The sequence below is a fragment of the Sulfitobacter sp. genome, from assembly GCF_041552635.1.
In the GTDB taxonomy this organism is placed as follows: Bacteria; Pseudomonadota; Alphaproteobacteria; order Rhodobacterales; family Rhodobacteraceae; genus Sulfitobacter.
Genome location: NZ_JBFEKM010000138.1, coordinates 1 through 11,025 on the forward strand (window position 1 = coordinate 1; position 11,025 = coordinate 11,025).

The following is an 11,025-nucleotide window of genomic DNA, read 5'->3' on the forward strand; positions in this document are numbered from 1 at the left end:
GACCGCCAAGAAATCGAGAACCTGATCGCGCGCATTGCGCTTAAGGATCGTGCCGCGTTCGATCAGCTATACGACCGGATCAGTGCGAAACTATTCGGGGTCTGCTTGCGTGTCTTGAACAAACGCGCCGCAGCAGAGGATGCAATGCAGGACACTTTTGTCAAAATATGGAACAACGCCGACAGGTATCATTCCAATGGCCTAAGCCCGATGACGTGGCTTATCACGATCGCGCGCAATACGTCGATTGACCGGCTGCGTGCGCGCAAGAAGGGCCATCAGGATATTGATACGCCGGGGCTGGAACTGGTGTCGCCGGGCCCCAACCCCGAAGAGTATGCAGTTGCCACATCAGAGGCGTCGCGCCTGTCCGGTTGTCTGGATACGCTTGAAGAAGACCGTGGCAAGGCCATCCGAGGTGCCTATCTGGATGGTGAAACCTATGCAGATCTGGCGGACCGGTTCGGCGTGCCACTGAACACGATGCGCACTTGGCTGCGCCGTGGTCTGATCGCCCTACGGGAGTGTATGAGCCAATGACCGATATTCAAGACACCCCCCCGGACGATGATCTGATGGCTGCCGAACTGGTTTTGGGGCTGGCGTCCTCAGATGATCAGGCCGCCGCGCGGCGACGCATGGCGACAGATGCCGGATTTGCCCAAAGAATGGTCTTTTGGCAGGAACGCTTTGCCGCGATGACCGATGGGATCACCCCGGTCAAACCGTCTGCGAAGCTTAAGAAAAAAACGCTGGAACGGGTTTTCCCGAAACCGCGCGTGTCGGTCTTGCAGCGTGTCTGGCTGTGGCAGGGTTTCAGCATCGCCGCAATCTTGTTTGCGGGATATCTTGGCGTGCAGCTGCTTCAGATCAAGACGGGGCCGGTTACCCAGCCCACCGTTCTTGCTGCACAATTGGTCAGTGAAACAAGCGGGTTGCAGATACTTGCGGTCGTTGAACCGGTCAAGCACGAGATTGCCCTGCGCCGTGTATCCGGCCAGACGATCCCGAACCGCGCATTCGAATTATGGGCAATTTTGCCCGGTCAGGCCCCCGTATCGCTGGGTGTTTTGCCAGAACGTGAAACCGTGCGCGTGCTGGTGCCTGAAGGGCTGCGCAGTCAAGCCGCCCAGATCACGCTGGCCATCTCGGATGAACCTTTGGGCGGCTCGCCTACGGGTGCCCCTACGGGCGATGTGCTGGCAGTGGGGGCGATGACCGAACTTTGACCTCAGCGTGCAAGGTTCGGCCCTGTCAGCCTGTGTGTTGACGTAAGGGGCTTCAAAATTTTATTTCAAAACCACCAAATATTTCCCTCGGCCTGAAACTCTTCGTCATTGTCTTGCGTGGATAAAGGGACAGCGGCAGAAAACTGGCCAGGTTCCGGTATTAAAATCCGGCGCTTTGCATGTGTGATGGGTCAGGTTCTTTCGCTGGAACGGGTCGCGATGCCCTTTGGTTTATCGCAGGCGATAACGAGTTGACTACAGGGTAACGATTTGCCCCGCTAACGAGCTTAACAAGTGCCAGCGCAATTGCGCTATGTAACGAGTAACGCCGGCTGCTGTTGCAGCCGGCGTTTTCGTTTTGGCGTGTGCAGTGCGATGTGTCCTGCCCCGCGGTGTGACCATCGCGCAAGTGCCCTGTTTTTATGTGCCGCGCGGTTTGACCCGCAGCGTGGGGTCCGCCTGCGTGGGATCCTCTGGCCAGGGGTGGCGCGGATAGCGGGCGCGCATGTCTTTGCGCACATCCGCATAGGACCCGGCCCAAAACCCCGGCAGATCGGTTGTCACCTGAACCGGGCGCTGGGCGGGGGACAGCAAGGTCACTTGCAGGGGTTGCCCGCCAATCATTGGATGACGGGTCACGCCGAACACTTCTTGCAGGCGCAGGGAAATCTGCGGTTGCGCCCCGTCATAATCAATTGCCAGCTTGCGGCCCAGTGGTGTGGTGAAATGCGCGGGCACGGCCTTGTCGAGCATTTGTTGTTCGTCCCAAGACAGCCGCGCTGTCAGGGCTGGCAGCAGATCAAAGCCTTTCCAATCGCCGGTGCTGCGCGCGCCGGTCAGATGCGGCAGGAGCCAGTCTTCGATGGTGGCCATCAAATGGGTTTCCGAAAAATCAGGAAAGTCGTCCCCCATCAGCCGCGCACGCGCCAAAAACAGCGACGCGGCCTTGCCCGGCATCAATCCCAACTGTCGGACCCCGTCCAGCATGGCGCGCGCGATGTCTTCGGGTGCGGCATCGGACCATGCGCGATCATCCAGCACCAGCGCGCCAAAGCGTTCTTGTTGGCGGGTCAACACACGCCCCTCGCGGCGCGACCAGTTGCAGACCGCGTGCCAGTCAATCTGATCGGGGAATGTGTCGCGCAGATCGGCATCCGACAGACGCACGGCTTGGCGGATGCGCGCCTCGCGGGGGTCGCCGTCCAGATCGGTCGCCACGATCAGACGCTCTCCGGCCATGGGGTCGCTGTCCTGCACGATGGCCCCTTTACCGCCCGACATCACGAAACGCGGTGCATCGCCCTTGCGCCGCAATGCCACGCGGTCAGGGTAGGCAAGGGCGGCCAGCACCCCCAGCGTGTCCGGCCCGTGGCGCGACTGGCCGCGCGCAAGGCGCTTGGCCTCTTGGCGGATGCGGGCGATGGTGGCATGGTTGACCTCGCCCAAGGTACGCTTGCCCGCCACAGCATCCATGCGCAGCGCCAGATCAATCGGGGCACCGCGCAGGGGATCACGTTCAGACAGGATCGCCGCCAGCGTTGGCGCGTGCGGCCCGCCTTTGGCGACCATATGCGCCAAGCGGGGATGCAGCGGCAGCCGTGCCAACGCGCGCCCGTGTTCGGTGATGCGGCCTGCGTGGTCCAGCGCGCCCAACATTTGCAAGACGCCTTGCGCTTCGGCCAATCGCCCTTCGTGGGGCGGCGTCACAAAGCTAAGGTCGGCCGCGCGTGCGCCCCACATCGCAAGTTCAAGCGCGAAAGATGACAGATCGCCGACTTCGATCTCGGCTGGGGGGAAGGCCGGCAGCGCGCCTTCTTCGCCGCGTGTCCAGAGCTTGAAGGAAACCCCTTCGGACACACGGCCCGCACGTCCGTCCCGCTGGGTGGCCTCGGCCCGGGTCACGCGGTCGGTCACCAGCCGCGACATGCCGGAGGACGGATCAAACTGCGCGCGCCGTGCGCGGCCCCCATCCACAACAATCTGAATACCTTCGATCGTTAGCGAGGTTTCGGCGATGGATGTCGCCAGCACAATCTTGCGTCCATTGGCTGGGGGTTCGATGGCGGCGCGCTGTGCTTTGAACTCCATCGCGCCAAACAGGGGGGCAAGGGCACAATCGGGCGGCAACCGGTTTTGCAGCACGGATTCAACGCGGCGAATTTCGCCCTCTCCAGGCAGGAACACCAAGGCAGAGCCGGGGGCCGTTTCCAAGGCATGGATCACCAGATCAGCCATCGCCTGTTCGAACCTTTGCGTGCCGACGGGCCGGTCCAGCCAGCGCGGCGTCACGGCAAAGCTGCGCCCTTCCGAGGTCACGATCGGCGCGTCCATCAACGCGGCGACGGGGGCGGCATCCAAGGTCGCGGACATTGCGACCAACAGCAGATCGTCGCGCAGCGCGCCTGCAACCTCAAGGCACAGCGCCAGCCCCAAATCCGCATTCAGGGATCGTTCGTGGAATTCGTCAAAGATTACCGCACCAATGCCGGGCAGGTCCGGGTTTTCCTGTAACATGCGGGTCAGGATGCCTTCGGTCACGACTTCGATCCGGGTGTCTGATCCGATGGCCGAAGCACCGCGCACCCGATAGCCGACGGTCTGGCCAACCTGTTGTCCCAAAGTCGCCGACATCCTTTCGGCTGCGGCGCGCGCGGCAAGACGGCGCGGTTCGAGCATCATAATCCGGCCTTGGGTCAGGCCAGCATCCAGCATCGCAAGCGGCACGCGGGTGGTCTTGCCCGCACCGGGTGGGGCTTGCAGCACGACGCGCCCGGTTTGACGCAACGCGTCAATCACCTGCGGCATGACGTGATCTATGGGAAGTTCAAAGCTCATGGGGTGGGTTATGGGTCAATCCGCGCGCGCCGCCAAGCCTTGCCTTGGTCTGGACATTTGCCAAAGATCATCTGAAAGATGCAGGCCAAGATAAAGGGGCTGTTGCATGGATATCGACAAGTTGGCCAAAGGCATCGTCGCGGGCGAACGCCGCGCACTGGCGCGCGGGATCACGCTGGTCGAATCGTCGCGGGCGGATCACCGCGAACAGGCCACGGCGTTGCTGGCGGCCCTACCAAAAGAACACGAAGCCTTACGGATCGGTTTGTCCGGCACGCCGGGGGTGGGTAAATCGACGCTTATCGAAAGCTTTGGGATGATGCTGATCGGGCAGGGGCTGCGGGTTGCGGTTCTGGCGATTGATCCGTCCTCCAGCCGCTCTGGCGGGTCGATTTTGGGCGATAAGACCCGCATGGACCTGCTTGCGCGGGAACGGGCCGCGTTTATTCGCCCGTCCCCCAGCCAGACGCATCTGGGCGGCGTTGCCCGGCGCACCCGCGAGGCGGTCACCCTGTGCGAGGCGGCAGGATTTGACGTGGTGCTGATTGAAACCGTTGGTGTCGGGCAGTCCGAGACTGTTGTTGCTGAAATGTCAGACGTGTTCTTGCTGCTTTTGGCACCCGCAGGCGGGGACGAATTGCAAGGTGTCAAACGCGGGATCATGGAGATGGCGGATATCATCGTCGTGAACAAGGCTGACGGTGATCTGAAACCTGCGGCGTCAAGGACCTGTGCGGATTATGCCGGTGCGTTAAGACTGCTGCGCAAGCGCCTGCAGGACCCCGATGGGTTTCCCAAAGCCATGATGGTGTCGGCCCTAGAGGAAAACGGGTTGTCAGAGGCATGGGCAGAGGTCCAGACGCTGGCCGGGTGGCGCAAGGATCACGGGTTTTGGCAGCGCACCCGCGCAGCGCAGGCGCGGTATTGGTTTGAACAGGCCGTGAAACATGCGCTGCTGGCACAGTTGGAGGCACCAAAGGCAAAAGCGGCCTTGGCCGAGCTAAGCGACCTTGTGGCGCAAGGATTGGAAGACCCGACAAAAGCCGCGCTGGATTTCGTAGCGCAGCTTGACCGGTCCTTGGCGTAAGGGCTGTTTTAACCGCCAGCTTTGGGATGGGCGCGGTTGTAGACATCCATAAGCCGCGCGGTATCAACCGCTGTATAGGCCTGTGTCGTCGATAAAGACGCGTGGCCAAGCAGTTCCTGTATCGCGCGTAAATCACCGCCCGCGTCCAGCAGATGGGTTGCAAAGCTGTGGCGCATCGCATGTGGCGTCGCCGTTGCAGGAAGGCCCAGTTGCATTCGGGCATCTGCCATCACCTGGGCGATGGCGCGCGCTGCCAAGGGGCCGCCGCGCACGGCCCTGAAAAGCGCCGAACCACGTTCTTGTGTATGTGGACATGCCCGCACATAGGCGTCAACCGCATCACGGGCGGCAGGCAACACCGGCACGACACGTTCTTTTCCGCCCTTCCCGACAATGCGCAACACGTCTGGCAGGGGCGCATCGGCCCCTTTCAGGCCAAGCGCTTCGGATATCCGCAAGCCGCAGCCCCAAAGCAGCGTCAATACAGCCACGTCGCGCGCGGCCACCCAAGGGTGGCGCGATTGCAGCTCAACGCAGTCGATCATGGCTTTTGCAGCATCCACAGCCAAAGGGCGCGGCAATTTCTTGGGGAACTTGGGTGACCGTGTAGATAAGACCGCAGTAGGTTCAAAACCTTCACGCTCTGCCAGCCAGCGATAGAACGCTTTTACGGCTGACAGTTTGCGCGCCAGTGACCGCGGGCCAACATCCGGCCCGCGTGTCTGGGCCATCCAGCTGCGCATGTCCGAGATGGTGATTTTCGCCAATGCGCCCAAGCCGATGCTGTCGCCCTTGTGCAATGTCATGAAGGCCAGAAAATCGGTCACATCGCCTTGATAGGCGGTGATCGTATTCTCGGCGGCCCCTTTGAGGGCGCGTTGATGATCCAGCCACGTTTGCAAAGCGTCCCGTGCGGCCGGGCTGATCAAGAGCGTGTTGGTGGCGCTGCTCAAGACAACCAGCGGCGCATCGCGCGCTCAAACACACCCGCGAAAAAGCCTAATAAATCGGTGCCTTGTTGCGGGCCAAACATATGTGGATCTTCTGATCCGAGGATCAGCAAACCGGGCAGGCGGCCATCGCCAAAGTTCAGCTTAAGGCAGGCTTCGGAACGGATCCAGTCTGCAGCACCGCCGTAGACTGTTTCTGGGCTGTCTTGCACGCCGCGCAAAGTCACCTGCCGCACCGTGCCACCACGCCCTGCGGTCAGATAATCATCGATAAACCCCGGTTCGGCGACGTTCAGCACATCGCCCAGACGTTTGACCGCAGGATCATTGTCGTTTTGGACCGATTCAAGCACCAGCCGGACCGCATCCACCCGAAGGATATCGGCGACTTCACCACCCAGATCCCGCAGGAAGGTTTCAAATTCGACCGGGTCCAGCATCCGCAAAATGGCGCGGTGAATTTGATTGGTGCCAGCAAGGTTTTCATAGGCTGCCGCAATCACATTGCGATGCGTATCCTCAAGCCGGTCCAGCCGTGTTTCCAGACGGTCCATCGCGATGCCGCGCAGGTCCACAATGTTGCCACCCATCGCGCGTTCATTCGCCGCGATCAGGGCCTGCATCACATCGTTGTCGTCCAAAATGACATCAGGCTGCGAAATAATCGCTTCCCGAAGAGAATCTTCGATCTTGTGGTTGCTGCTCATGCTCGTCTCGTTTTTTTGATTTTGCCTGTCTTAGCATGCGGTATTTGCAAAATCTGCATTTTTCTTTTGAGAATGCGCCTGTTTTTTCAGCGAAATGGCGCGCACCGCAGCCACGGCAGACGGCATATGCAGCATTTCGATAGCGAGCGCACATGTTGCTGTGTTCACTGGAAAGATGAAAGAAGCCGCACAACCCTTGCCTGAACAGGCCAACAAGCTTTTCCCGCTAAGCCCGTCATTTTTGCGCGCGTTGCTTGAAAGCATCGCGCGCTAGGTTTTTCATCCAGGCAAAAAGCTTAGAGAATATTCTGACCGGTCTTGGCCCAATCGGCCATGAACTGTTCCAGACCCTTGTCGGTCAGCGGATGCGACGCGAGCTTTTTGATCACCTCTGGTGGGGCGGTCATTACATCGGCACCGATGCGGGCCGCTTCCAACACGTGGTTGGGTGACCGGATAGAGGCGGCCAAAATCTGCGTCTCGAACCCGTAGTTGTCATAGATCGTGCGGATGTCCTGGATCAGTTCCATGCCATCAAGGTTGATGTCGTCCAGACGCCCGATGAAGGGGGAGATGAACGTCGCGCCCGCTTTGGCGGCGATCAGCGCCTGATTTGCGGAAAAGCACAGCGTGACGTTGACCATTTTGCCTTCGCCGGACAGCACTTTACAGGCTTTCAGCCCGTCCCATGTCAGCGGCAGCTTGACGGTGATGTTCTCAGCGATCTCGGCCAGCTTGCGGCCTTCGGCGATCATGTCTTCGGCCTTGAGGGCGACGACTTCGGCAGAAACGGGACCATCGACCAGATCGCAAATCTCTTTGGTGACTTCCAGAATGTTGCGGCCTGATTTCAGGATCAGCGACGGGTTGGTGGTGACCCCGTCGACCATGCCCAGATCGTTCAGTTCGGCGATTGCATCAATTTCGGCGGTATCTACGAAGAATTTCATATTTGGTCCTTCTGGTTGGAATGGGAGGCGCGATTGGCTATGTCTCTTGCCAAGGGGCTTTAGCCTATGAACTGCGGTGCCGAAACCCTAATTCTCTTTATCCCAAGCCGGAGACGCTGGTGCCCCCCCCTGAATTCTTTCATCAAGGTGAACTTGTCGGCGTGTTGACCACGCAGCCTTTGGGCCGTGCGCTGGACTATAAAGCCCCCGAAGGCGGTTGCCATCTGGGCGCATTTGTCGAGGTGCCTTTGGGGCCGCGCAAGGTCCTAGGCGTGGTCTGGGGTGCGGGGCAGGGCGATTACGAGCTGTCCAAAATACGGTCGGTTATTCGCGTGCTGGACGCGGCCCCGATGCGCGAGGAATTGCGCAGTTTTTTGGCCCGCGCCGCCGCCTATACCCTGACACCAATGCCTGCGATGCTTCGGCTGGCGACCCGTGCGCCGGGTCTGGGCGACCCGCCGTCGATGCGCAAAATCTACCGGAGGGGCGTGGCGGAACCCGACCGCATGACCGATGCCCGCCGCCGGGTGTTGGCGACTTTGGCAGAGTATGGTGATCTGTCTTTCACGCTTAAGGAGCTGGCCGAAATGGCGGGGGTCACATCGTCGGTCATCAAAGGGTTGGTGGCCCAAGACGCGGTGCTTGAGCAAGACAGCCCGCGCGATGTCCCCTTTGCCCGCATGGATCCAAGCCTGCCCAGCAAGGATCTGACCGCAGATCAGGCCGCGGCATCGGCGCTGCTGGCGACGGGCGTTGCCTCGGGCAAATATGGCACGACGTTGCTGCGTGGTGTCACCGGATCGGGCAAGACCGAGGTCTATCTTGAAGCCGTGGCCGCCGCGTTAAAGGCAGGGCGGCAGGCCTTGGTGTTGCTGCCGGAAATCGCGCTGACGGAACAGTTCTTGCACCGGATTGCGGCGCGGTTCGGGGCCAAACCTGCGGAATGGCATTCGGGGGCGACCATGACAGAACGCCGCAGAATTTGGCGCATGGTCGGGCAGGGGAATGCGCAGGTCGTGATCGGTGCGCGGTCTGCGTTGTTCCTGCCGTTCCAGAACCTTGGGCTGATCGTTGTCGACGAGGAACATGACACCTCCTACAAGCAAGAAGAGGGCGTTTTGTACAACGCACGCGACATGGCGGTCTTGCGGGCGTCAATCTGTGGGGCGCAAGTGGTGCTGGCATCCGCCACGCCGTCGTTGGAAAGTTGGGCCAATGCCGAAGCTGGAAAATACACGCGGGTTGAGCTGACATCGCGGTTCGGGCCAGCGGTAATGCCGCAGATGGGCGCAATCGACATGCGCTCCGAAGGGTTGCCCAGCGATAAATGGGTGTCCCCGACATTGCGCGCCGAGGTCGACAAACGCCTAGAGCGTGGCGAGCAGGCGATGCTGTTCATCAACCGCCGTGGCTATGCGCCAGTGACGCTTTGCCGCGCCTGTGGGCACCAGATCGGGTGTGATGATTGCGACGCGCGCATGGTCGAACACCGGTTTCTCAAGCGTTTGGTCTGCCATCAATGCGGCGAAAGCAAACCAATGCCCGATGCCTGCCCGTCCTGCGAGGCAGAAGGCAAGCTGGCAGCGGTAGGGCCAGGTGTGGAACGTCTGGGCGAAGAGGCCGCAGCCCTGTGGCCTGACGCGCGGGTCGCCACATTGAGTTCGGACATGTACGGGTCGGCGCGGGCGTTGAAGGCGGAAATTGCGGGCATCGCCGAGGGTGCCGCAGATATCATCATCGGCACGCAGTTGGTGGCGAAGGGGCATAACTTTCCCAACCTCACGCTGGTCGGGGTGATTGATGCCGATCTGGGCCTGATGGGGTCAGATTTGCGCGCAGCCGAGCGGACCTTTCAACTGATGCGGCAAGTCGCGGGGCGTGCCGGGCGGGCAGAGGCACCGGGGACCGCGTTGTTGCAGACCTACCAGCCGGACCACCCTGTTATTCGCGCAATTCTGGCAGGGGACGAGGAAGGTTTCTGGAAGGCCGAAGCTGGCGAGCGGCGTCAGGCCGGTGTGCCACCTTATGGGCGCATGGCGGGGATTATTCTAAGCGGGCCGGATGTTGCGGCTGTTTTTGAGGCGGGCAACCAGCTTGCGCGGCAAGACGGACCGTTGCGCGCGGTGGGGGCAAAGGTTTACGGGCCCGCGCCTGCGCCGATTGCACGGGTACGCGGGCGACATCGAGTGCGGCTTTTGGTGAAGGCTGACAAGTCGGTGCCGTTGCAGGATGCTTTGGCGAAATGGGTCGGGCAGTTGCGGTTGAAGGGCGATCTGCGGATCGCCGTGGATATTGATCCGCAGAGCTTTTACTAAATCGAAATGGTGCAGAGTCTTTGTGGTTTTACCCCGCGGAGCAAAAAATGCCTTCGGCGAGGATTCATTTCCATTTGGAAGCGAGGGTCGTGCGTGATGTGCGGCGGGGCGTTTGTTTTGACCTCGTCAAGGGGGGGCAAGAGGCGTAATGGGGAGGCATGACCCAATTTGTGACCCTTGAAGATGCCAAGCATCAGCCGTTTTGGCGCCGCCCCGTGGCGCTGTTGTTCCTGATGGCTTTGGCAATGCCCATCGCCTTTAATACATGGTCGGCGCTGCTGAACAACTTTGTGATCGAGGTGGCGGGGTTTGATGGCGCTGACATCGGGTTGCTGCATACGGTGCGCGAAATTCCCGGGTTTCTGGCCGTCGGTGTCATTGCGATTATTATCTTTGTGCGTGAACAGGTTTTAGGGCTGGTGTCACTGGTTTTGCTGGGCGCGGCCACCGCCGTGACGGCGTGGTTTCCGTCAATGGGCGGGATCTTGACCATCACGATGCTTAGCTCGATCGGGTTTCATTATTACGAGACGGTGAACCAGTCACTGCAGTTGCAATGGCTCAAGATTGAAGACGCACCGCGTATGTTGGGCTGGCTGATGGCCGCTGGGTCTGCGGCGACGCTGGTGGCGTATCTGGCGATCATGGCACTGTGGGACACGCTGTCGCTGTCCTATAATATCGTCTATCTGATTGGTGGTGGCGTCACCGTAGTGATCGCGATTTTTGCGATCTTTGCCTATCCCCAGTTCGAAGCGCCGACGCCACAGATCAAGAAGATGGTGCTGCGTAAGCGGTATTGGCTTTATTATGCGCTGCAATTTATGTCGGGCGCGCGGCGGCAGATTTTTGTCGTTTTTGCCGGGTTCATGATGGTTGAACGCTTTGGCTTTGACGTCCACGAGATCACGCTGTTGTTTTTGGTCAACTTGATTGCCAACATGATCTTTGC

At 60.4% G+C, this 11,025-nt stretch carries 8 protein-coding genes and 1 pseudogene; 5 read left to right on the forward strand and 4 right to left on the reverse strand.

The window, feature by feature from the left end; genetic code table 11:
- Both ABYT07_RS15220 and ABYT07_RS15225 read left to right on the forward strand, forming a co-directional pair.
- On the forward strand, positions 1–540 hold a 540-nt coding region (locus ABYT07_RS15220; protein WP_372992892.1), incomplete at its 5' end, for a sigma-70 family RNA polymerase sigma factor.
- Positions 537–1,229 carry an anti-sigma factor domain-containing protein gene (locus ABYT07_RS15225; protein WP_372992893.1) on the forward strand — a complete coding sequence of 231 codons (693 nt, stop codon included), beginning with the start codon at positions 537–539 and terminating at the stop codon, positions 1,227–1,229. The genes ABYT07_RS15220 and ABYT07_RS15225, both read left to right, overlap by 4 nt.
- A 420-nt stretch (positions 1,230–1,649) precedes the next feature.
- Here the strand turns inward: ABYT07_RS15225 and hrpB are convergent, their stop codons facing one another.
- A complete protein-coding gene (hrpB, locus tag ABYT07_RS15230; protein WP_372992894.1) occupies positions 1,650–4,064 on the reverse strand; it encodes an ATP-dependent helicase HrpB in 2,415 nt (804 codons plus the stop codon).
- 106 nt (positions 4,065–4,170) lie between these two features.
- Here hrpB and meaB point away from each other — a divergent pair, with 106 nt between their 5' ends.
- Positions 4,171–5,151 carry a methylmalonyl Co-A mutase-associated GTPase MeaB gene (gene meaB, locus ABYT07_RS15235; protein WP_372992895.1) on the forward strand — a complete coding sequence of 327 codons (981 nt, stop codon included), beginning with the start codon at positions 4,171–4,173 and terminating at the stop codon, positions 5,149–5,151.
- Positions 5,152–5,159: 8 nt separating this feature from the next.
- Here meaB and ABYT07_RS15240 read toward each other — a convergent pair whose 3' ends face one another.
- From ABYT07_RS15240 to fsa, 3 genes are all read right to left on the reverse strand, one after another.
- On the reverse strand, positions 5,160–6,104 hold the full coding sequence (locus tag ABYT07_RS15240; protein WP_372992896.1) for a tyrosine recombinase XerC: 945 nt from the start codon (positions 6,102–6,104) through the stop codon (positions 5,160–5,162).
- Complete coding sequence (locus ABYT07_RS15245; protein WP_372992897.1) at positions 6,101–6,808, reverse strand: DUF484 family protein; 708 nt, start codon at positions 6,806–6,808, stop codon at positions 6,101–6,103. Before ABYT07_RS15245 ends, ABYT07_RS15240 begins: the two co-directional genes overlap by 4 nt.
- Positions 6,809–7,104: 296 nt before the next feature.
- Positions 7,105–7,758: a fructose-6-phosphate aldolase gene (gene fsa, locus ABYT07_RS15250; protein ID WP_372992898.1), complete on the reverse strand. Its 654-nt coding sequence runs from the start codon at positions 7,756–7,758 to the stop codon at positions 7,105–7,107.
- A 119-nt stretch (positions 7,759–7,877) separates the two neighbouring features.
- Here fsa and ABYT07_RS15255 point away from each other — a divergent pair, with 119 nt between their 5' ends.
- Complete coding sequence (locus ABYT07_RS15255) at positions 7,878–10,073, forward strand: primosomal protein N' (protein ID WP_372992899.1); 2,196 nt, start codon at positions 7,878–7,880, stop codon at positions 10,071–10,073.
- Between the two features lie 158 nt (positions 10,074–10,231).
- Positions 10,232–11,025: pseudogene (locus ABYT07_RS15260) on the forward strand (MFS transporter); the annotation flags it as partial.

Coding starts and splice junctions, on each gene's coding strand:
- ABYT07_RS15225 (WP_372992893.1), top strand. CDS start 537: ATGACCGATATTCAAGACACCCCCCCGGACGATGATCTGATGGCTGCC.
- hrpB (WP_372992894.1), bottom strand. CDS start 4,064: ATGAGCTTTGAACTTCCCATAGATCACGTCATGCCGCAGGTGATTGAC.
- meaB (WP_372992895.1), top strand. CDS start 4,171: ATGGATATCGACAAGTTGGCCAAAGGCATCGTCGCGGGCGAACGCCGC.
- ABYT07_RS15245 (WP_372992897.1), bottom strand. CDS start 6,808: ATGAGCAGCAACCACAAGATCGAAGATTCTCTTCGGGAAGCGATTATT.
- fsa (WP_372992898.1), bottom strand. CDS start 7,758: ATGAAATTCTTCGTAGATACCGCCGAAATTGATGCAATCGCCGAACTG.